Here is a 20,242-nt window from a genome sequence, read left to right as displayed (position 1 = left end):
CTTCACGCCGCTACGCCGCTACGCGGTGGCCTGCTGCTGGATGCGGACCATGTTGCCGGAGGGGTCGCGGAAGGCGCAGTCGCGGGGCCCCCACGGCTGGTCGATGGGCTCCTGAAGGACCTCCGCGCCCGAGGCCCGCACCTTCTCGAACGTCGCGTCGAGATCGTCCGTCCTGAAGACGAGCGAGGGCATGACGCCCTTGACGAGCAGTTCCTGAAGGGTGTCGCCGTCCGTCTGGGAACGGCCGGCGTGTGGCTCGGACAGGACGATTTCGAGGCCGGGCTGGCTCGCGCTGCCGAGGGTGACCCAGCGGAAGCCGCCGGAGGCGACGTCGTTGCGCACGTCGAGCCCGAGGGCGTCGCGGTAGAAGCCGAGCGATTCGTCCGGGTCGTTGACGGTGACGTGGCAGTACTGGAGTGCGATGTTCATGCCGTCCACGTTAGGCGGCGGGATTGTCGTCCGCTTCTCGGATTCTGCCCGGCGGGTTGCGCATCGGCCGGGTGTGCACCTTGGCCACGCACGCGGGCATCGCCGCCACGGCCTCGTGGTCCTGGCCACGGTACGCACTCGGCGTCCGGCCCACGATTTCGGTGAACCGGGAACTGAACGAGCCGAGCGAGGTACATCCGACCGCCATGCACGCGTCGGTCACGCTCATGCCCCCGCGCAGCAGCGCCATCGCGCGCTCGATCCGGCGGGTCATGAGGTAGCTGTAAGGGGTCTCGCCATAGGCGGCACGGAACTGCCGGGAGAAGTGGGCCGGCGACATGAGCGCGTGCCGGGCCATGGTCGGCACGTCCAGGGGTCTGGCGTACTCCCGGTCGATGAGATCCCGCGCCCGGCGCAGGTGCACGAGGTTGGCGAGGTCTTCCGGGGTCATGTCACGACGCTACCACCGGGCCCCGGGGGCGGCGGCCGGGCCGACGCACCAACGGAACTGCGGCCGGGCCGGCCCCCGCGAGCCCCGGCCACGACCGGGTCCTCGTCCCGTACGGGCGATCAAGGCGGTCGTGGCCGGGGCGTCTCAGTGCTGGGTGTCCGGCAGGCGCGCGGGCGGGGCCTCGCGCTGGTGGGGGAAGTGCGACGCGTCGGGCAGGTCGCGCTGGAAGGAGACGGAACGGGCCGGAGCGGGGATCGAGATGCCCTCGGCCCGGTACCTGCGGTGCAGGCGCTTGATGAACTCGTGCTTGATCCGGTACTGGTCGCTGAACTCACCGACACCCAGGATCACCGAGAAGTTGATCCTGGACTCCGCGAACGTGTGGAAGCGGACCGCGGCCTCGTGGCCGGGCAGTGCTCCGGAGATGTCCGTCATCACGCTGTCGACGACGTCCAGGGTCACCCGCTCGACGTGTTCCAGGTCGCTGTCGTACCCGACGCCCACCTGCACCACGATCGACAACTCCTGTTCCGGGCGCGTGTAGTTGGTCATGTTGGTACGCGCGAGCCGGGCGTTGGGAATGATCACGAGGTTGTTCGACAGGTTGCGCACCACGGTGTTGCGCCAGTTGATGTCGACGACGTATCCCTCCTCGCCCCCGCTGAGCCGGATGTAGTCACCGGGCTGCACGGTCTTCGACGCGAGGATGTGCACACCCGCGAAGAGATTGGCGAGGGTGTCCTGGAGCGCGAGGGCGACCGCGAGACCACCGACCCCGAGCGCGGTGAGCAGCGGCGCTATGGACACGCCGACGGTTTCGAGCGCGACCAGGATGCCCATCGCGACCACCACGACGCGGGTGATGTTGACGAAGATCGTGGCCGAGCCGGCCACCCCGGTCCGTGACTGCGCAAGGGACTGCACGAGCCCCGCGACGACCCGGGCCACGGTGAAGGTGGTGATCAGGATGAACAGGGCGGTCAGGGTGTGGTTGGCGATCCCCGATACCCGTGTGGTCAGCGGCAGCGCCGAGGCGGCCGCTGCCGTGCCCGCCACGACGGCCGCCCACGGCGCGATGGTGCGCAGGGCATCGACGATGATGTCGTCCCCGCTCCAGCGGGTCCTCAGCGCGTGCTTGCCGAGCCACTTCAGCAGGACGCGCAGGAGCAGGCCGGCCGCGATGCCGGCGGCCATCGCTATGGACGCCGCGACCCAGTCGTGCAGGACAACGCCTCGGTTCAACGCACACCCTCCGGGCGGCGGGGGAAGGGGAGCGAGGGATGAACGGAGGGCGCCGTCGTTCGCCGTGTGTGATGTGTCGTCACCTTGTCACCTGTCAGATCGTCTTGCGTGGAGCCCCGTTGGCCGAGGCACCACTCGGAACGGGCTGCCATCCTGCCCCATGGCGCGAGCGCTCCCGTAGCTGGGCAGGGACCCTCGTGGGCCGCCCGTCCGTCGGCGGCCGGGCTCCGGCTGCGGCCCAGCTCCCGCAGCTGGGCAGGGGCCCTCGCGAGCCGCCCGCCCGTCGGCAGCCCGGCTCCGGCCGCCGCCCCGACGGCCACCCGGCCCGGCTTCGGCCACTGCCCCGTCGGACACCCGCCCTGACAGCCCGGCCCGGCGCCGGTCACCGTCCCGCGGCCACCCCCTGACCACCCGGCCGGGCGCCGGCCGGCGCCCGGCCCGCTGCCCCCCCCCGTGACGCAGCGCCTCACTCCCCCCACCCCGGCCGCACCGTCGCCGACCGGCCCCCGCCCCGTTCCCCATACGCCCGTGGAGGCATCAAATGCAGGGCGCGACGGTATACCTACCAGTGAGGCACTTGTCCGCTTCGTCGGTGTGCCCTTGCTGGCCGGTGCCCCGGGCGGCCTCCTGGGCGGCGGGAGCCTCGTAGCGGGCAGGAGCCGCACGGGTGCGGTGGGCCGTGCCCGTCCCGGACCGCCGTGAACCGGCCGATTTTCCGCGGTTCCCGGCCTCTGGCCCCCGACCGGCCGGGACAGCGACGATCACGCGAGGAGTGAGGCAATGGGCGAGAGGTCTGAGGGGATCGTTCAGTACTTCGACCGTGAGAAGGGCTACGGCTTCGTCGTGCCGTTCGGGCAGCACGACGCCATTCATGTGCGCCGCGAGGACATAGAGGGCGAGACGCAGACGCTGTCCGAGGGGCAGCAGGTCTCCTTCGTCATCGAGCTCGGCGTCGGCCGCTTCGAGGCGCGTGCCGTGCGTCCGTGAACCGCCGGGGCTGGAGGGGCCCGGACGCCCCACCGCCTGGGGTCACGCGTCCGCGGGGCGCCCACGGTCGCGTGGCCGGACGCCCCCACCGCCTCCGGCCACGCGCCCCCGGGCCGGCCGGCCGGTCCCACGTGGCGGATCGCGATCCGGTCGGGGTCCCGTCGTGGCCCGGTGCGATCACGAGATATCTTGATGTCGAGCAATGTTGCAGACGTGGAGCGGAGCACCCGGTGACTGACTCGACCATCATCTACACCCACACTGACGAGGCGCCGGCCCTGGCGACGCATTCGTTCCTGCCCGTGATCCAGGCGTACGCCTCGACCGCCGGTGTCACTGTGGAGACCCGTGACATCTCGCTCGCGGGGCGCATCATCGCGAGCTTCCCCGAGTTCCTTGAGGAGAGCCAGCGGATCGACGACGCGCTCGCCGAGCTCGGCGAGCTGGCCAAGACGCCCGGCGCGAACATCATCAAGCTGCCGAACGTGTCGGCCTCCATCCCCCAGCTCAAGGCCGCCGTCGCCGAGCTCCAGGGGCAGGGTTACGCGCTGCCGGACTACCCGGACGACCCGAAGAGCGACCAGGACAAGGATGTCCGCGCGCGCTACGACAAGATCAAGGGCAGCGCCGTCAACCCCGTGCTGCGCGAGGGCAACTCCGACCGCCGAGCCCCCGCGTCGGTCAAGAACTACGCCAAGGCCCACCCGCACCGCATGGGCAAGTGGTCCGCCGACTCGAAGACGAACGTCGCCACCATGGGCGCCAACGACTTCCGGTCCACCGAGAAGTCCGTGGTGATCGCGGAGGACGGCTCGCTGCGCATCGAGCTGGCGGCCGCCGACGGCACCACCACCGTGCTGCGCGAGTCCGTACCGGTCCTGGCCGGCGAGGTCGTCGACGCGTCCGTGATGCGCGTGGCCGAGCTGCGCCAGTTCCTCACCGCGCAGATCGCCCGTGCCAAGGCCGAGGGCGTGCTGTTCTCGGTGCACCTCAAGGCCACGATGATGAAGGTCTCCGACCCCATCGTCTTCGGTCACGTGGTGCGCGCCTTCTTCCCGAAGACGTTCGACAAGTACGGTGACGTGCTGGCCGCCGCCGGTCTGTCCCCCAACGACGGTCTCGGTGGCATCCTCAAGGGCCTCGACAACGTGCCGCACATCGGCGCGGAGATCAAGGCGGCCTTCGAGGCCGAGCTCGCCGAAGGCCCCGCCCTCGCGATGGTCGACTCCGACCGCGGCATCACCAACCTGCACGTGCCGTCCGACGTGATCGTCGACGCCTCCATGCCGGCCATGATCCGCACCTCCGGTCACATGTGGGGCCCCGACGGCCAGGAGGCCGACACCCTCGCGGTCCTGCCGGACAGCAGCTACTCCGGTGTGTACCAGGCCGTCATCGAGGACTGCCGTGCGCACGGCGCCTTCGACCCGTCGACGATGGGCTCGGTGCCCAACGTCGGCCTGATGGCGCAGAAGGCCGAGGAGTACGGCAGCCACGACAAGACCTTCGAGATCCAGACCGCGGGCACCGTCCGCCTCGTGGACGCCGCGGGCGCCGTGGTCCTGGAGCAGGAGGTCGCCGAGGGCGACATCTTCCGCGCCTGCCAGACCAAGGACCTGCCCATCCAGGACTGGGTCAAGCTCGCCGTCACCCGCGCCCGCGCGACCGGCAGCCCGGCCGTGTTCTGGCTGGACGAGAGCCGCGCGCACGACGCCACCCTCATCGAGAAGGTCCGCACCTACCTCGCCGAGCACGACACCGAGGGCCTGCGCATCGAGATCATGTCCCCGGTCGAGGCGACCGCGTTCTCCCTGGAGCGCATCCGCCGCGGCGAGGACACCATCTCCGTCACCGGCAACGTGCTGCGCGACTACCTCACCGACCTGTTCCCGATCCTGGAGCTGGGCACCAGCGCCAAGATGCTCTCGGTGGTCCCGCTGATGAACGGCGGCGGCCTGTTCGAGACGGGCGCGGGCGGCTCGGCCCCCAAGCACGTCCAGCAGCTGGTCAAGGAGAACTACCTGCGCTGGGACAGCCTGGGTGAGTTCCTCGCCCTCGCGGTCAGCTTCGAGCACCTCGCGACCACCACCGGCAACGCGCGCGCCCAGATCCTCGCCGACACCCTGGACCGCGCCACCGGCACCTTCCTCAACGAGGACAAGTCGCCGAGCCGCAAGCTCGGCGGCATCGACAACCGCGGCAGCCACTTCTACCTGGCCCTGTACTGGGCGCAGGAGCTGGCCAAGCAGACCGAGGACACGCAGCTCGCGGAGGCGTTCGCGGCCCTGGCCAAGACGCTGGGCGAGCAGGAGTCGGTCATCGTCGACGAGCTCATCGCGGTGCAGGGCTCGCCGGTCGAGATCGGCGGCTACTACCAGCCCGACGCCGACAAGGCCACGGCGGTCATGCGTCCTTCCGCGACCTTCAACAAGGCCGTCGCCACGCTGGCGTAACGTCCAACTCCCCTGTGCGGGAGCCTGGTTGAGCAACGAGCCGCCCCGGCCGGATTCCTTCCGGCCGGGGCGGTTCCAGTCCGGGCCGCGCATGCGCCGAGCGGGCGCGGACCCGCCCGGTGCGGCCGCAGGCCCGTGCCGCCGCACCCCGGTCCGAACGCTCGGTGCCGCCGCACCCCCGGTCCGAACGCTCCGTGCCGTCGGCGTCCGCCGCTCAGTGGCCCGAGGTGTCCCCGTCGGCGTCCGCCGCTCAGTGGCCCGAGGTGTCCCCGCCGTCGCCCGCAGCGTGGCTGTCGGTGTGGTCGTCGGCCTGTACCTCAAGGACGTCGTCCGTGCCGCGGCGCGTCTCGGCGAGGATCCCGGTGACCGCGACCGCCACCAGGCAGGCGGAGATGATCGCCTCGGCCCACAGGAACGCCGCGTAGTCGAGCAGACAGCCCACCGGCGGGTCGCCGGGGGCCGCGTTGCGAAATCCGACGAGGGCGAACAGGGTCGCCGCCATCCAGCCCATCGCGGGCCACACGAGCCCTCGGCGCTGCTCGATGATCACCCAGGTGGCGCCGAGCACCGCGAGCGCGAGCCCCCACATGATGAACATCATGAACCAGGCCAGGATGAAGGTCGCCCGGGAGCGGCTGACCCGGATCTCGAACGAGGCGAGCCCGTGCTCCTGGGTGCGGCTGACGACGCTCGGCTTGAAGAACGCGTCGACATCACGCAGCGAGACGGCGACCGGCACCTGTTTCCCCGCTGCCTCGGCGGCGAAGCCGATGGTCGTCGCGTACCGGTCGAAGGGGTAGTCCGAGACGGAACCGCCGTCCAGGCTGACCTTCACGTCCTCGTACGCGACCGGCCGGCCGGCCTTGAAGTCCAGGCCGGCGCGGATCAGCGAAGACGTCTCCACCGTCAGGTCGAGGGCAGGCGTGTACGGATCGCCCTGCTCCCGCAGCGTGCCCTGCGGGAGCACCAGGACCCGCAGGGTCAGCTCCCTTGCGACGGGATCGACCTTCTGGATGCTGGTGTCGATGAGCACGCCGTTCGCCGCCCCTGCCTCGCCCACGGTGTACTCCTGCTGGCGGACATCGCGCTCGTTGTAGTAGAGCAACACCCCCACGACGGCGGCCAGCAGGATCAGCGCGAGCGAGATGAGCCGGCGTACGACGTGTGTGCCCGGTCGGAAACGTGCCATATCTGAAGGAATACACCGCGGGACGCGCTGGTCCTGTGGAAGCCGGGCCGGTGCGTGGGGCCGGGCAGCTTCGCAGCACCTGCCGGGAGCGCCGGACGTGACGCGGCAGCCGGACCGCCGGCGCGTAGAGGCGGCGCGCGGCACGGTTCCTCCCGCGGCGGGCGGAGGCTCCGGCAGGGTCAATCGGCTTGTGTGCCGGACGAGTTGACTCCTGCCGTCCTCCACGGTCGCACTCCGCGAAGGGCCGGATCGACCTCCATCCGGACGTCCGCCGGCCACGCGCCGGAGCGGAACGCGGCCGTCACTGGCGCGAAGCGCATGTGAGCTGCGCCCCTGCCGGATCGCGAGCGGCCCCGGGCCACTTATCCTGAGCGACCCGGTCCGTACTCGGTGTCCTGGCCGCACAACCTGTCCTTGGAGTCCGCCTTGAGGGTAAATCTCCGTTCCCGCGTCACGATGTGGCTCGGGCGCACCTACCTTGCCAGGATCCAGAAGCGTGGTATCGGCCCCGCCACGATCTCGCTGCTGCCCGACGCACTGCTCATGCCGCTTCGCCGGGACGGGCTCGACCCGGTTCCCGAGCTGACCGCGCGACAGACCGACGAGCCGGTCAGCAAGGTGCCGTTGCCGTTCGGCATGGACGCCTGGGTGGTCACCGGCCACGACGCCGTCAAGGCCGTCCTCGGCTCCGCCGACGGGTTCAGCAACGACTTCACCCACCTCGCGGGCAACGCGGGCGTCGTCGAGGAGCAGCACCCCGGCGGCCTGGGGTTCAGCGACCCGCCGGTGCACACCCGGCTGCGCCGCATCCTGACACCCGAGTTCACGATGCGCCGGCTGCGCCGCCTGACCCCGCGCATCGACGCCCTCGTCGAGGAACGGCTCGACGCGATGGAGGCGGCGGGCGGCGTCGTCGACCTGGTCGAGGCGTTCGCGCTGCCCATCCCGTCGCTGACCATATGCGAGCTGCTCGGCGTGCCCTACGAGGACCGCCACGACTTCCAGCAGCTCGCCATGGAGCGCTTCGACCTGTTCGCCGGGGCCACGGCACCGCTGGGCGCGATGTCCGCCTCGCTGTCCTATTTCCGCGATGTGGTCAAGAAGCAGCGTGAGACCCCGGGCGACGGTCTCATCGGCATGATCGTCAAGGAGCATGGCGACAGCGTCGGCGACGACGAGCTCGCGGGCCTCGCCGACGGCGTGCTCACCGGCGGGTTCGAGACCACCGCGAGCATGCTGGCGCTCGGCTCCCTCGTCCTGCTCCAGGACCCGGACGCCTTCGCGCGAATAGCCCACGACGAGGCGGCCGCCGCCACCTTCGTCGAGGAGGCGCTGCGCTACCTCACCGTCGTGCAGCTGGCCTTCCCGCGCTTCGCCCGCGAGGACGTCGAGATCGCGGGCGTGCGCATCCCCAAGGGCGACATGGTGCTGTGCTCGCTCAGTGGCGCCAACCGTGACGCCTCCTTCACCGCGGACGGCGGCCGCTTCGACCCGCACCGCAAGGCGAGCGGCCATCTCGCCTTCGGCTACGGCATCCACCGCTGCATCGGCGCCGAACTGGCCCGGATGGAACTGCGCGCCGCCTTCCCCGCCCTGGTCCGCCGCTTCCCCGACCTGCGGCTCGCCGTACCGGCCGAGGAACTGGCCTTCCGCAAGCTGTCGATCGTGTACGGAGTCGAGTCGCTGCCGGTGCGCCTGCGGGCCTGACCGCATCCGCCCGGGCCGTGACCCGGGCGGCGCGCCGGGTCAGCTCACCGTCAGAGCGGTGTCGTCGAGGACGAACGACGTCTGGAGCTTGGAGCCCTCCGTGGCGGTGAACTTGAGCGTCACCTGCTGTCCCGCGTAGGCACCGAGGTCGAAGGTGCGTGGCGCGTAGCCGCTCGCGGCGTTCAGGTTGGAGTACGTGGCGAGGGTGGAAAGGACCGTTCCGCTGCCGTTCACGACCTGGACCTTGAGGCTGTCGTACGCCGTGCTCGTGGTCGTCTCTGCGGTGTCGATGTGCAGCTGGAAGCCGAGCGAGGCGGCGCAGCCCGCGGGGATCGTGACCGTCTGGGCGAGGGTGTCGGTGTGCGCGGTCCCCTTGCCGCCGAGCCACGCCTTGTACGCGCCGGTGCGGGCGGGTTCACCGGCGCCGGTGTTGATGATGCCGCTCGTGGCCGCCCAGCCCGAACCACCGGACTCGAAGCCGGGATCGCTGAGCAGCTGGGCGGCGGTGCACGACGTGGTGCCACCGTCGCCGGCCGCGCCGGACAGCCACTCGGTGGCGTTGAGCGCCAGCGCGGCATCGGTGCCCGCCGGGTCGTTCCAGCCGTCGTAGAGGGTGTTGCCGGACTGGCCCGTACCGTCGTCGATGGGCGAGCTGTCGCCCCAGAAGGCGACGCGGCCGCTGCCGAAGGTGCTGGTGGCGAAGAAGGCGCCGGTGTTCCCGGACGATCCGGTGCGGTAGACCTCGCCCTTGACGGCCGCGTTGTCGGCCGGCTTGAGGGTCACGGTCGTGCCGTTGCGGATGATGCTTCCGGTCACCTTGCCGAACGAGCCGTTCAGGACCGGGTCCTGGGTGTTGCTGACGGCCCGGGGGTTGTCGGTGGCGATGTTGAGCGAGTCGACCGAGAACCCGAACGGGTCGGTGCTGTCGACGCTGTTGTTGGACATCAGGTCGTTGATGACCTTCACCGCGTCGGCGCCGTCGTTGTTGCGGTCGGAACCGGTGTGGTCGGAGATGAGGAAGAGGCCGCCGCCGTTCTTCACGAACTGCATCACCGCGGTCTTCTCGGCCGCGCTGAGCAGCACGTTCGGCTCGGGCATGACGAACGTGTCGAAGTTCTTCAGGTCGAGCGCGGACGACGTGCCGTAGGTGATGGTGTTGCCCGAGGGCAGCGTCTTCAGGGCGTAGGCGCCCGTCTTGTGGAGCGCCACGCCCCAGGAGGAGAGGGCGCCGGTCCAGTCCTTCTCGGCGCCGGGGGACGGATTCTGCGCCAGCGGGTCCGGCTGGCTCGTGCTGATGATCCAGTCGGCGTTGCCTGCGGTCTCCGCCTTGGAGTTGTCGAACAGCACCCGGTGCTGGGTGGCGGCTGCGGTACGGGCCGTCGGGGCGGGCGGGGTGGCGGCCTCGGCGACGGCGCCACCGGCGACGACCAGCGCGCCGAGCGCGGTCAGCGCGCCGGCGGTACGGCGGCGCGAGTGGCCGGAACGTATGGCTCCGAGCATCCTGCGTACCTCCATCGGGGGTGGGGGAGAGGTGGTGGGGACACCAAGTCTGCGCGCGTAGAACGTCGTTGGACGGACATCCGTGCGGCGCTCGATTGAACCGTACATGGCGAAAACCCGCCACGGCAGGGCTTGGCGCCCACTGCCTCGTCACCGGCCCGCCGCCGTCACTTCTTGAGGACGGCCTCCATGACCGCCTTGGCGATCGGCGCGCCCAGCTTGCCGCCGGCGATCTCGGACCGCTTGATGTCCATGTCCTCGGGGTCGACGAACACCGCCACCGCCACCGGCGAGGTGCCGTCGCTCGACTTGGCGTACGAGACGAACCACGCGTAGGGGCGTTCCTCGCGCACGTCGCTGCCGTGCTGGGCGGTGCCCGTCTTGCCGCCCACCGTGACCCCGTCGATCCGCACCTTCTTCGCGGTGCCCTCACTCGCGGTGAACTCCATCAGCTCCTGCACCTTCTGCGCGGTCCTCTGCGAGACCGCCCGGCTGAGCACTTCGGGGGCGGCCTTCTCCAGCGTCTCCAGGTCCGGGCCGCGCAACTCCTCGACCATGTACGGCTTCATCACCGTGCCGTTGTTGGCGATCCCCGCGGTCACCATGGCCATCTGGAGCGGAGTGCTGGTCAGGCTGCCCTGGCCCATGCCGGTCAGCGCGGTCTGCGGTGCGTCCAGGCCGCCGGGGTAGCCGCTCTTCGCCGAGCGGACCGGAGTGAACTGCTCCTGGTTGAAGCCGAACTTCTCCGCCGTCTCACGCATCCTGTCCCCGCCGGTCTTCAGCGCGGTCCGCAGGAACACGTTGTTGCAGGACCACTGCATGCCGGTCTTCAAGGAGACCTTGTCGCACAGCGAGTCGTCGACGTCGTTGCCGACCCGGGTGGTGCTGAGCGGCAGGGTGAAGGGGGCGGGGGCATCCGGCATGGGGGCGTCGACATCGGTCACGACTCCGTGCTCGATGGCGGCGGCCGCGGTGAGTATCTTGAAGGTCGACCCCGGCGGATACACCTCGCGCAGCGCCCGGTTGGCGAGCGGCTTGTCCTTGGCCGTGTCGAGCCCGAGGAATTCCTCGCCCTCCCGTTCCGACATCCCGGCGAAGGCCGAAGGGTCGTAGGACGGTGTGCTCACCATCGCGAGGATCTTGCCGGAGCGGGGGTCGAGGGCGACCGCCGCGCCCTTCGCGCCGAGGTCCGTCAGCCCCTTGTAGGCGGCCTTCTGGGCGGCCGGATCAATCGTGGTGATCACATCACCACCGCGCGGACTCCCTTGCGTGAAAAGGGACTTGGCGTGGCCGAGGAACAGCCGGTCGTCCTTGCCGTTCATCACCTTCGCATGCACCCCCTCCAGGAAGGTCGCGCCCTGTGCCTGCGAGAGGTAGCCGGTGACCGGCGCATAGAGCGGGCCGTCGGTGTAGGTACGCTTGTACGCGAAGTCCGAGCCCGGCGTCACCACCGACCCCGTGATCGGCCGGCCTCCTACCACGATGTCGCCACGTGGCCGCGAGAAGGCGTCGATCTGCACGCGCCGATTGTGCGGGTCCTGGGCGAGGGTGTCGCCCTTCACGAACTGGACCCAGGTCGCCCTGGCCAGCAGAGCGAGCACCATCACCCCGCAGAGGACGGCCATGTGCCGCAGCGGCTTGTTCATCACACTCCCAAAGACATGCCGAACCGGGTTGAACCGGACAACTGGCGATCAGCAGAACAGGCCCGGCACCTCGCTGTCCAAGAGCGTCACGGCAGTACCGGCCATAGCGGTTCGCCTATCGCGGCAGGTCACAGCCGTACGAGGCGGCGCTGCCCGGGTGCGGCTGTTACGCAAGGGTCATGAATCGGTCGTGGCGGCACCCCACGTCTGCGGGCGCGCGACCTCGGGGCGCCACGCGCGGCGCGTACGGGCCCTAAGCTGAGCAGCCATGTTCGCTCCGCAGGGCCCCACCGTCCGGGAACTCGCCGTCCAGGCACTGTCGTCCGTCGAGCACGGCTACGACCTCCTGGCCCCCAAGTTCGACCACACCCCCTTCCGAACTCCTGACGTGATCCTCGCCCCCGTGGCGTCCGTACTCCGCCGGCTCGGCCCCTTCGGCCGGGGGCTCGACCTGTGCTGCGGCACCGGCGCGGGCCTCGACGTGCTGCGCGAGGTGTGCCGGGAGCCGGTCACCGGGGTCGACATCAGCGCCGGAATGCTGGCCGTCGCCGCCCGCGCGCATCCTGGAGCGCAGCTGATCCGGGCCGACGCGCGGGCGCTGCCCCTGCGCTCCGGGTTCGACCTGGCCGTCAGCTTCGGGGCGTTCGGGCACTTCCTGCCCGAGGAGCACCCCGGCCTGTTCGCGCAGGTGCACGCCGCGCTGCGGCCGGGCGGCCGATTCGCGTTCCCGGTGGTGGCGCCGGCCCGGCCCGGCACCCGCAGGCATCTGGCCCTGCTGGGGTTCGACGCGGTGATGCGGGTGCGCAACGCACTGTGGCGCCCCCCGTTCGTCATGTACTACCGCGGATTCGGACTCGCCGACGTCCGCAGGGAACTCACCGCCGCCGGCTTCCACGTCGAGCTGTACGCCCTGGAGGAGTGCGGGCGGCGCCTGGACGGGAGCCCGCGCGCACGTCTCGTGGTGGCCACCCGGCTCGGGTGAGGGGGGCGGCCCGCGCGGGGCTGCGACGTCATGACCAGGTCCGGCCTCAACTGGGCCTGGTGCACGGCGCGAAGGTTCAGCGGGCCGCCCGCTCCTCCACGGACGTGCGCCAGCCCGCCCTTTCCGCAGGCGTCTCCTGTCCGGCCTCGGGGGCGCGGTGACCGCCGCGGGTGAAGAACCCGGCAAGGGGGAGAGTGGCGGCGCCCACGGTGACGGCGTCCGGGCCGAGCCGGCCGAGCTCGATGGTGACGCGCTCCGCCGGGTGGCGCAGGGCGTAGGCGGTCGCATGGCGGCGGACCGACTCCAGGATGTACGGGCCGAGTTGGAGCCCCGCCCAGCCGCCGATGAGGATGCGCTCAGGGTTGTACAGGTTGATCAGGTCGGAGAGCCCGGCGCCCAGGTACTCGGCGGTCTCCTCCAGCACCGCGCGGGCCACCGGCCCGGCGGCGCCGTCCTTCTCGCGTGGGTACGCGGCGTCGAGCAGTGCCGTCACGGCCGTCTCCTCGGCGATCCGGGGCGGCAGTTCGGCGCCCGCCTCGCGCCAGCGCTGGATGAGGGCCTCGGCGCCCGCGTACGCCTCAAGACAGCCCAGCGCGCCGCACCGGCAGCGCCGTCCCCGCACATGCACGGTGGTGTGGCCCCACTCGGCGGCGCTGCTGTGCGCGCCGCCGTAGATCGCGCCGTCCGAGACGATGCAGGCGCCGACACCGGAGCCGAACAGGACGATCACCGCATCGGACGCTCCGCGCCCGCCGCCGAACCACATCTCGGCCTGGCCGAGCGTCTTGGCGCCGTTCTCGATGAAGTAGCGGGTACCCGGGGGCAGTTGGAGGGATTCGCGCAGCAGCGACTCCAGGGGGACCGCCTCCCAGCCGATGGTCTGGCCGTGGACCACCGCACCCTGGGGTGAGCTGCGGTCGACGATGCCGGGCACGCCGATACCGACGCCGAGCAGCCGGGCGGGGTCGAGCCCGCTCTCGCTCAGCACGGCGGCCACGCCCTCGCGGATATGGGCCACGATGTGCCCCACGTCGTAGCCGCCCACGTCCAACGACAGCTCCACACGCGCGAGTTCGCGCAGGACGAGGTCGAACAGCTCGACCCTGACCCGGGTCTCTCCGACGTCCACACCGATGAGGTATCCGCTGTCGGGGGCGACCCGGAGGAGGGTGCGCGGCCTTCCGCCGTCGGAGTCCACCACTCCGGCATCCTCGACGAGGCCGTCGGCAGCGAGCTCCGCGACGACGTTGCTGATGGAGCCCGAACTCAGCCCGGTGGCGGGGCCGAGCGCCTGCCGGCTCATGGGACCGTCGAAATACAGCCGCCGCAGCACCGCGCTGCGGTTGTCGCGCCGCAGGTCGCGGACGGTCCTTCTGTTCGGCGTGGTCATGTGGCGCCCTCCCTGCGTGCAACATACCGGTGCGCGAGCCCTCGGCGTGCCGTGTCCCGCCTCTTAACTCACGTTCTAAATTAAGGCATGAAGTCATGGGGCGGTCGCCACCGGGCCGCAGGTGCCCCGCTGCCGGGAGCATCACGCGCCCGCACGCGACGCGTCGGCGGCCGGCATGGCAGGCCGCCAGGGTCACACTCTTGTGAGCTGTTCAGTCAACTGCCTTCTCGTCACAGGGCGTCGGGGCCGCCGCGCCCGGTGACGCGCCGGTCACATACTGGACGAGGCGATCGAGGAACGCCTGCTGGCCCTGGACGAGCAGCACGGCCGCGGCCTCGGGAGGCAGCCAGGCGAACCGGTCCATCTCGGGGAACTCGCGCATCGTGCCCGATCCGCGCGGCCACTCCATGGTGAACGTGCCGGGCACCGCCTCGGCCGGGTCGAGATCGCCCTCGACGGCCCACGCCGTCACAGTCTTGCCGCCGCGCTGCACGATGTCGCCCAGCGGCACGAGCACGCCCTGGGGCGACGGCAGCCCCAGCTCCTCCTGGAACTCGCGCCGCGCCGCCGCCTCGGGTCGCTCCTCGGGACCGTACTCGCCCTTGGGGATGGACCAGGCGCCCGTGTCACGCCCCGCGAAGAACGGGCCGCCCATGTGCCCCACCAACACCTCGATCCCGTCCCCCGCCGCGCGGTACAGCAGGAGCCCGGCGCTGCGCTTTCCGCCCATGGCGCCAGTCTGAGGGCCCGGCGGGCGCGGCGCCACGGGGCGGGGAGGGGGACGGGGTTCTGGTTGATATGTATGGGTAGTCGCACGCTGAGAGCGAAGGCAGGAGGTGGTGCAGGTGAGGGACCCCGGACGTCAGGAGACGGCCGAGGAGCGCGCCGACCGCAGGTGGGGCGATCTGCTCCAGGAGCTGAGGGTCGCCCAGACCGGCGTGCAGATCCTCTTCGGCTTCCTGCTCGCGGTCGTGTTCCAGCAGCGGTTCACCTCGCTGAGCACCACCGACCGCACCATCTACGTAGTGACGGTGGTCCTCGGCGCGGCCACCACCGGGGCGCTGATCGGGCCGGTCTCCTTCCACCGCATGCTGGCCGGGCAGCGGCTCAAGCCGCAGACGGTCACCTGGGCGTCCCGCCTCACCGTGGTCGGCCTGGTGCTCCTCCTGTGCACGGTGGCGAGTTCGCTGCTCCTCATCCTGCGCGTCGCGCTGCACAGCGCCCTCGCCCCCTGGCTGGTGGCCGCGGTGGTCTGCTGGTTCGTCTGCTGCTGGTTCGTGCTGCCGGCCCTCGCGCGCAGGCGCTACCGCGACCGCGACGGCTCGGACGAGGGGTCCCAGAGCTCGGACGAGGGGTCCTAGGGGGTGTCTGGTGGATCAGGGTCGGTCAGGGTGCGGCGTCTGGTGCGGTGCATCGCAAGGCGCCGGAACGTCGTGATAGCGGAGCTATCGGGGCGTTTCGGTAACGCCGCGAGGTGCCGTGCCAGGCGCCGCACCCCCGGCCATGATCCACCAGACACCCCCTAGGGCTCGGAGTAGCTGAAGTCGCCCATGCTCCAGGCGCTGACGTCCTCGATCGCCACGCGGTACATCCCGCCCGTCTCCGGGATCCCCACGGTGCCTTGCAGAATCCGGGCCACATGGAAGTGCAGATACCTGGGCGGTCCCTCTTCGCGCGGTACGGCGGTGAAGACGGCCGAGAAACCGCGCAGGCGCTCCGAGTCCGCGAGGACTTCCGACACTCGCTGCCTCCAGACCGATTCGGGGGCGAGCCGTCCCGTGAGGACGGCGCCACCGGCGACCACGGTCAGAGACATCTGATTGCTGTGCCCGGACTCCACCTGGGCGGCGATGTCAACGAGCAGTTCGTCAGGCTTCGACATGACAGAGGATTCTAGTGGCCGCCCGATGGTCCCCCGCGCGGGTGGCGCCACCCCCGCCATGAACCCGGGATCACACGTCCTCCCCGTCGAGCACGAATTCCCACCGGGCCCAGGCAGCGCGACGCTCCGTACCGGGGTGGCGGCGGAGGGTAGTGCCGGTGCGGGGCGTGTGTGGTTGTCCGGTTTGCCGGGTATCGGGCTGTTACGTAAGTGAGTCCTGAGCCCCCGGGGAGCCGTGCATGCCCACCAGCGACGCGATCGTGATGCTGCGGGAAGGCCACAAGGAAATCAGGCGCCTGATCCGTTCGTACCGTGCCACCGGGGATCCCGGTGCGGTGGAGCGGTTCCTGAGCGCGCTGGCCGTGTACACGTACATCGAGTGCGAGGGAATGTACCCACGGGTGTCCGTCCTGGCCCCCGAGACCGAACTGACCATCCTGGATCTCCGGGAGGAACACCACATCGCCGAGGTGCTGGCCGCCGAGTTGCACGACATGCGTCCCGAGGAGATCTCCTTCGACGCCAAGGCGCGCCTGTTGATGGGCATTGTGGAACGGCACATGGACACCGAGGACACCAGGTGGTTCCCGCATGTGCGGACGGCCGTGCCGCGCAAGGAGCTGCGGGAGATCGGCGCCTGGATGACGGTGCTGGCCGAGCGGGCCCCCCGGCGACCGCACCGCGCCAGCCGGCAGCAGGCCTGGGACGCGGTGGCCGCCTGAGGCGCGCCCTGACCGCGTCCGACCGACGCGTCGGCGCGCGCCGAACCGCTCATGCGGCGGTACTGAGCCGCCAGGTGATCCACCCGCGCCGAGTCGCCATCCGGTGGGTGGCCGCCACTCAACGGTCGGACTCAGCAGTCGGACTCAGCAGTCGGAAGGAGAGAAGCAGCATGGCACCCGCACGTCATGAGCTGGACCGGGCCTGGGAGTTGGCCACGTGTGCGAGTGAGGTGCCTGAATGGGGACCCGAGCCGGAGCTCCTGCACGTGTACGCGCCGCACCGCTCGGCGGCATGGGCCTGTGGCACCGAGCGACAGGTGCGGTGGCGCCTCCACCTTCCCCGGCGGGACGCGCGTCCCGTCAGCCTGAAGCTGGTCACCGCCCGGCAATGGCGGGGCGCCGTCATCCAGTTGGCCTCCGACGTCGATCCGTGCTGGGGTGGCATGACCGTCAGCGTGCCCCACGTACCCCGGGGCACCTACTGGATCCAGGTCTCCCGGGACAGCCGACTGCTCGCCACCAGCAGCCCCTTCGTGATCGGGCCCGCCGCGGCAGCCCCGCCCGGCCCGTGGGCACCGCCACGCGCCGACGGCCCGGGAGTTACATGCCGGACTGCTCCGACTGCTTGGCGGAGACGGCGAGCGTGAAGGAGTGCCCGGCCGGGTCGGCGTAGACACGTTCGTCGCGGGGCCCGTTGTTGTCCTTGGTGTCTACGGGCGTCGCGCCCAGCGTGATCGCCTCGCGCTCCGCGGCGTCCATGTCGCCGTACGCGACGACGATCCGCAGATGCGCCTGCTGGGAGTCGTCGGGGCGTGGCCAGCTCGGCGGCGCGTACCCGTGGTCGCGGCGGATCGCCAGATGGACGCCGTGCCCGCCGACGATCTCGACGAAGTCCGGGTCGCAGGCGGTCTCGATCTCGGCGCCTAGCAACTTGGCGTAGAACTGGGCGAGTTCGACGGGCTCGGCACAGTCCAGGACGAGGATGCTGGTCTTGGAAACACTCATACCGGGCGAGTGCCCGCTCGGGGGCCCCGCCTAACGCGCCCCGGCGGCGCGGCCAGGAGCCGTCACCGGCCCACGCGCGAGGAGGGGCGGCGGCCCAGCAGTTCGGCCAGCCCCCGCCGCGTCGCGGCCAGTACGACTCGGTCCTCGGCTCGCAGGACGTACCCGGGCGGCAGCCGCCACACCAGGTCGCCGGGGCGTCGGGTGGCGCCGAGATCGGGCACGCGGTCCGCGGGGGAGGAGGTGTCGAGTGCCAGGATCCGCCACGCGCCCTCACGGAACGCCTCCTCCACGGTGCGGCCCACCAGTTGGGGGTGGCCCGCCACATCGACGGCGGCGAAGAGCAGCACCTTGCGCTCCACCGGTATGGCGCCCAGGATCTGACGGCCCATCATGGCTCCGGCGAAGGCGGGCGCCGCCAGGTGCGAGACGCTGCGGCTGCGTGTGAGAGCCTGCGGGTGGGCGGCGCGCAAGGTGCGGTGGACGGCGCTCGCGAAGTCGTCGTCGTAGAGCCGCATCACGACCCGCAGGTCGGGTTTGACCGAGCGGGCGTACAGCGCCGCCTCCAGGTTCGTGGTGTCGGAACTGGTCACCGCGAGCAGGGCGTGGGCCCGGTGCACCCGGGCGGATTCCAGGATGCCCTCCTGGGTGACGTCGCCGATGACGGTGGGCACCCGCAACCGCCGGGCGAGCGCGATGCCGCGGGCCTGCGGGTCGGACTCCACGCACACGACGGGGATGTTCAGCTCGCGCAGCCGCACCAGGACGCGGGCGCCGATCTTTCCCATCCCGAGCAGCACCACGTGGGCGGAGAGCCCGCGCGGGGGACGGGGCAGCGCGGAGGCGTTGCGGAAGGTGCCGAGACCTTCGAGTACCGCGGCGATCAGGACGGGAAGGAGCAGCAACCCCGTGAGCCCGGACAGGAGTTGGAGGATCTGGCGGCTCACCGGCTGGTCGATGGCGGGATCGTCGATGGCGAAGATGTCGAGCAGGGTCAGATAGGCGGCGTGCAGCGGGTCGTCACCGGTGGTGAGCCAGGTCGCGACGGCGAGGGCGAACACCGACGCGACGATCCCGGCGAGCGACCAGCGAAGCCTCCGTGAGAACAGCCTGCCGAGCGGCGCGCCCAGGTCGGTGAGGCGACCCGACGACTGGACGGGCCCGGTGTAGGTGACGGTCTCCAGCACGACCCGGCCCCGATGGGACGCCTCGTGCAGCGTCCGCTCGTCCGGAAGCAGCCGCGGCCCCTCCGCGCCGCTGCGGTCCGAACCCTCGGCGCCCGCCGGGTCGTTGGTGGTCGACGACAGCAGGGCGAGGGTGCACAGACCGGGGTCGACGCTCTCGCCGTCGCGAGCCGGCGGGCGCTGCCCCGCCCGCAACAGCACGCCGTCGGCGCGTACGACCTTGCTGGTGCCGGCGAGCGCGGTGGCCGCCAGCGCGGGCGCGGCGGTGTCGGCGTCGGACAGGACGGTGGTGGAGGTCTCGGCGCCCGCCTGGCCCGGATCGGGCGCCGTGAGAGCCGCGGCCTGGTCCAGCAACTCCTGGAGATACTGGCCGAGTTTGCGGTTGTAGAGGCGGATGACGAGGCGGACACGCGGGTTGAGCCGGCGGGCCACGAGGGCCGCCCGGATGTTGGTCTCGTCGTCACGGTGGACCAGGGCGAGCGCCGCCGCCCGCTCGACGCCGGCCTCCAGGAGCGCGGCCTCGGCGGGCTCCTGCGCCTCCACGAGCCGGGTGTCGTCCGGCGCTTCGGGCCCGGGCACCGCGGCGCGCAGCATCACCGACGACACCCGCCCGAACAGCCCCGAGGCCCTGGCGCGCCCGGCAGGCAACTGGGCCGCCGCCCCGGTCTCCGGCGGTACGACGAGGACCACGCGCTCCCCGTACACCTCCCGCAGTTCGCCGGCGAGCCGGTGGGCGAGGGCGTCGTCCCCGCTGACGATCATGTGGCCGGCGGGCGGCCCCGGCCATTGCTGGGGCACGAGGGGCTGAGGAGGAAGTGAAGGCACAGGTCAGACCTTGCCCCATCCAGGGTCCCGGCGTCGACGGGCCGACCCGCGGGGAGCGGCGTTCAGCGAGTGTTCAATTGCCGCTCTCGGCATGGTCGTTGTACCGCAGCAGATACTCCGCGAACCGGTCCAGGTCTTCCGGGGCCCAGTCGGCCAGCCGGTCGTGGAAGGCCTGGCGGCGCAGGACCGCGGCCTCCGCGAGCTTGGCGGTGCCCGCGGGCGTCAGCCGCAGCAGCTGGATGCGGTGGTCGTCCGGGTCGCTGACGCGCTCGATGAATCCAAGTTTCTCCAGGCCCGCGAGCTGCCGGCTGATCGTCGACTTGTCGAGCATGTAGTAGGCGGCCAGGTCGGTCGCCCGGCAGCCCTGCTGGTCCTCCATGTGGGAGAGCAGGGTGAACGAGACGAGCGAGAGCTCCGGGTGCATGCGGGCGGCGGCGGCCCGGGCGCGGCGGGCGAACGCGGTCAGCTCACGCTGAATGGTGACGACCGACTGGTCTCGGCTGAGCACGACTGATCACCTTCCTCTCCATGGATCAGTTGTATAATACAACGTCATTGAGGGGGTGAGGACGGCGCCGCGCCGGGCGGCCCGCCGCGGGCCGACGACGGTCGCGCTCCTCCCGTGGGCCGACGGTCCCCGCGCTCCTCCCG

The 20,242-nt window shown here is 71.2% G+C and carries 18 protein-coding genes; 6 read left to right on the top strand and 12 right to left on the bottom strand.

All coding sequences use genetic code 11. The features are described 5' to 3' along the window. Positions 1 to 18: 18 nt before the first annotated feature. The 3 genes from ACGFW5_RS12555 to ACGFW5_RS12545 all read right to left on the bottom strand — a co-directional run bounded on the left by ACGFW5_RS12555 (position 19) and on the right by ACGFW5_RS12545 (position 2,122). Positions 19 to 429, bottom strand: coding sequence for a VOC family protein (locus ACGFW5_RS12555; protein ID WP_393834161.1), 411 nt, complete (start codon positions 427 to 429; stop codon positions 19 to 21). Positions 430 to 439: 10 nt separating this feature from the next. Further along, complete coding sequence (locus ACGFW5_RS12550; RefSeq protein ID WP_393834160.1) at positions 440 to 880, bottom strand: helix-turn-helix transcriptional regulator; 441 nt, start codon at positions 878 to 880, stop codon at positions 440 to 442. 144 nt (positions 881 to 1,024) lie between these two features. Further along, positions 1,025 to 2,122, bottom strand: coding sequence for a mechanosensitive ion channel family protein (locus ACGFW5_RS12545; RefSeq protein ID WP_393834159.1), 1,098 nt, complete (start codon positions 2,120 to 2,122; stop codon positions 1,025 to 1,027). Positions 2,123 to 2,902: 780 nt separating this feature from the next. Between ACGFW5_RS12545 and ACGFW5_RS12540 the strand changes: the two genes are divergently transcribed. Both ACGFW5_RS12540 and ACGFW5_RS12535 read left to right on the top strand, forming a co-directional pair. Further along, entirely contained in the window at positions 2,903 to 3,109 is a 207-nt protein-coding gene (locus tag ACGFW5_RS12540) for a cold shock domain-containing protein (protein WP_393834158.1), read from the top strand. Positions 3,110 to 3,339: 230 nt separating this feature from the next. Continuing rightward, positions 3,340 to 5,562: an NADP-dependent isocitrate dehydrogenase gene (locus ACGFW5_RS12535; RefSeq protein WP_393834157.1), complete on the top strand. Its 2,223-nt coding sequence runs from the start codon at positions 3,340 to 3,342 to the stop codon at positions 5,560 to 5,562. A 250-nt stretch (positions 5,563 to 5,812) separates the two neighbouring features. On the opposite strand, the gene ACGFW5_RS12530 is transcribed toward ACGFW5_RS12535, so the two are convergent. Next, a complete protein-coding gene (locus tag ACGFW5_RS12530) occupies positions 5,813 to 6,751 on the bottom strand; it encodes a DUF4436 family protein (RefSeq protein WP_393834156.1) in 939 nt (312 codons plus the stop codon). Positions 6,752 to 7,207: 456 nt separating this feature from the next. On the opposite strand from ACGFW5_RS12530, the gene ACGFW5_RS12525 reads away from it, so the two are divergent. Then, positions 7,208 to 8,458, top strand: coding sequence for a cytochrome P450 (locus ACGFW5_RS12525; protein WP_393834246.1), 1,251 nt, complete (start codon positions 7,208 to 7,210; stop codon positions 8,456 to 8,458). A gap of 39 nt (positions 8,459 to 8,497) precedes the next feature. Here the strand turns inward: ACGFW5_RS12525 and ACGFW5_RS12520 are convergent, their stop codons facing one another. Then, positions 8,498 to 9,958, bottom strand: coding sequence for a hydrolase (locus ACGFW5_RS12520; RefSeq protein WP_393834155.1), 1,461 nt, complete (start codon positions 9,956 to 9,958; stop codon positions 8,498 to 8,500). A 167-nt stretch (positions 9,959 to 10,125) separates the two neighbouring features. Further along, on the bottom strand, positions 10,126 to 11,604 hold the full coding sequence (locus ACGFW5_RS12515; protein ID WP_393834154.1) for a peptidoglycan D,D-transpeptidase FtsI family protein: 1,479 nt from the start codon (positions 11,602 to 11,604) through the stop codon (positions 10,126 to 10,128). A gap of 268 nt (positions 11,605 to 11,872) precedes the next feature. On the opposite strand from ACGFW5_RS12515, the gene ACGFW5_RS12510 reads away from it, so the two are divergent. After that, a complete protein-coding gene (locus ACGFW5_RS12510) occupies positions 11,873 to 12,586 on the top strand; it encodes a class I SAM-dependent DNA methyltransferase (RefSeq protein WP_393834153.1) in 714 nt (237 codons plus the stop codon). Between the two features lie 76 nt (positions 12,587 to 12,662). On the opposite strand, the gene ACGFW5_RS12505 is transcribed toward ACGFW5_RS12510, so the two are convergent. Continuing rightward, positions 12,663 to 13,976, bottom strand: coding sequence for an ROK family protein (locus tag ACGFW5_RS12505; protein WP_393834152.1), 1,314 nt, complete (start codon positions 13,974 to 13,976; stop codon positions 12,663 to 12,665). 211 nt (positions 13,977 to 14,187) lie between these two features. Beyond that, on the bottom strand, positions 14,188 to 14,706 hold the full coding sequence (locus tag ACGFW5_RS12500) for an NUDIX domain-containing protein (protein WP_393834151.1): 519 nt from the start codon (positions 14,704 to 14,706) through the stop codon (positions 14,188 to 14,190). Positions 14,707 to 14,812: 106 nt separating this feature from the next. Between ACGFW5_RS12500 and ACGFW5_RS12495 the strand changes: the two genes are divergently transcribed. Then, complete coding sequence (locus ACGFW5_RS12495; RefSeq protein WP_393834150.1) at positions 14,813 to 15,337, top strand: DUF6328 family protein; 525 nt, start codon at positions 14,813 to 14,815, stop codon at positions 15,335 to 15,337. Positions 15,338 to 15,498: 161 nt separating this feature from the next. Here ACGFW5_RS12495 and ACGFW5_RS12490 read toward each other — a convergent pair whose 3' ends face one another. Continuing rightward, the gene (locus tag ACGFW5_RS12490; RefSeq protein WP_393834149.1) at positions 15,499 to 15,858 is read right to left on the bottom strand and encodes a hypothetical protein; all 360 of its coding nucleotides are present in this window, start codon (positions 15,856 to 15,858) and stop codon (positions 15,499 to 15,501) included. A gap of 239 nt (positions 15,859 to 16,097) precedes the next feature. On the opposite strand from ACGFW5_RS12490, the gene ACGFW5_RS12485 reads away from it, so the two are divergent. Then, positions 16,098 to 16,580, top strand: a complete 483-nt coding sequence (locus ACGFW5_RS12485) for a hemerythrin domain-containing protein (protein WP_393834148.1) — start codon at positions 16,098 to 16,100, stop codon at positions 16,578 to 16,580. A 600-nt stretch (positions 16,581 to 17,180) separates the two neighbouring features. Here ACGFW5_RS12485 and ACGFW5_RS12480 read toward each other — a convergent pair. The 3 genes from ACGFW5_RS12480 to ACGFW5_RS12470 all read right to left on the bottom strand — a co-directional run bounded on the left by ACGFW5_RS12480 (position 17,181) and on the right by ACGFW5_RS12470 (position 20,099). Further along, a complete protein-coding gene (locus tag ACGFW5_RS12480; protein WP_393834147.1) occupies positions 17,181 to 17,585 on the bottom strand; it encodes a VOC family protein in 405 nt (134 codons plus the stop codon). Between the two features lie 62 nt (positions 17,586 to 17,647). After that, positions 17,648 to 19,528 carry an NAD-binding protein gene (locus ACGFW5_RS12475; RefSeq protein ID WP_393834245.1) on the bottom strand — a complete coding sequence of 627 codons (1,881 nt, stop codon included), beginning with the start codon at positions 19,526 to 19,528 and terminating at the stop codon, positions 17,648 to 17,650. 136 nt (positions 19,529 to 19,664) lie between these two features. Beyond that, positions 19,665 to 20,099, bottom strand: a complete 435-nt coding sequence (locus ACGFW5_RS12470) for a MarR family winged helix-turn-helix transcriptional regulator (RefSeq protein ID WP_393834146.1) — start codon at positions 20,097 to 20,099, stop codon at positions 19,665 to 19,667. Between the last annotated feature and the right edge of the window lie 143 nt (positions 20,100 to 20,242).

Origin of the sequence: Streptomyces sp. NPDC048416 (assembly GCF_043200435.1) — a bacterium.
Classification (GTDB): domain Bacteria; phylum Actinomycetota; class Actinomycetes; order Streptomycetales; family Streptomycetaceae; genus Streptomyces.
Note: the sequence above shows the minus strand (reverse complement) of the source record. Positions and strands in the feature narration are given on the sequence as shown.

Excerpts from the sequence above, each read along its gene's own strand:
- ACGFW5_RS12500 (WP_393834151.1), bottom strand. The coding sequence starts at position 14,706 with ATGGGCGGAAAGCGCAGCGCCGGGCTCCTGCTGTACCGCGCGGCGGGG.
- ACGFW5_RS12475 (WP_393834245.1), bottom strand. The coding sequence starts at position 19,528 with ATGATCGTCAGCGGGGACGACGCCCTCGCCCACCGGCTCGCCGGCGAA.
- ACGFW5_RS12520 (WP_393834155.1), bottom strand. The coding sequence starts at position 9,958 with ATGCTCGGAGCCATACGTTCCGGCCACTCGCGCCGCCGTACCGCCGGC.
- ACGFW5_RS12505 (WP_393834152.1), bottom strand. The coding sequence starts at position 13,976 with ATGACCACGCCGAACAGAAGGACCGTCCGCGACCTGCGGCGCGACAAC.
- ACGFW5_RS12480 (WP_393834147.1), bottom strand. The coding sequence starts at position 17,585 with ATGAGTGTTTCCAAGACCAGCATCCTCGTCCTGGACTGTGCCGAGCCC.
- ACGFW5_RS12490 (WP_393834149.1), bottom strand. The coding sequence starts at position 15,858 with ATGTCGAAGCCTGACGAACTGCTCGTTGACATCGCCGCCCAGGTGGAG.
- ACGFW5_RS12550 (WP_393834160.1), bottom strand. The coding sequence starts at position 880 with ATGACCCCGGAAGACCTCGCCAACCTCGTGCACCTGCGCCGGGCGCGG.
- ACGFW5_RS12510 (WP_393834153.1), top strand. The coding sequence starts at position 11,873 with ATGTTCGCTCCGCAGGGCCCCACCGTCCGGGAACTCGCCGTCCAGGCA.
- ACGFW5_RS12555 (WP_393834161.1), bottom strand. The coding sequence starts at position 429 with ATGAACATCGCACTCCAGTACTGCCACGTCACCGTCAACGACCCGGAC.
- ACGFW5_RS12485 (WP_393834148.1), top strand. The coding sequence starts at position 16,098 with ATGCCCACCAGCGACGCGATCGTGATGCTGCGGGAAGGCCACAAGGAA.
- ACGFW5_RS12540 (WP_393834158.1), top strand. The coding sequence starts at position 2,903 with ATGGGCGAGAGGTCTGAGGGGATCGTTCAGTACTTCGACCGTGAGAAG.
- ACGFW5_RS12530 (WP_393834156.1), bottom strand. The coding sequence starts at position 6,751 with ATGGCACGTTTCCGACCGGGCACACACGTCGTACGCCGGCTCATCTCG.
- ACGFW5_RS12515 (WP_393834154.1), bottom strand. The coding sequence starts at position 11,604 with ATGAACAAGCCGCTGCGGCACATGGCCGTCCTCTGCGGGGTGATGGTG.
- ACGFW5_RS12525 (WP_393834246.1), top strand. The coding sequence starts at position 7,208 with ATGTGGCTCGGGCGCACCTACCTTGCCAGGATCCAGAAGCGTGGTATC.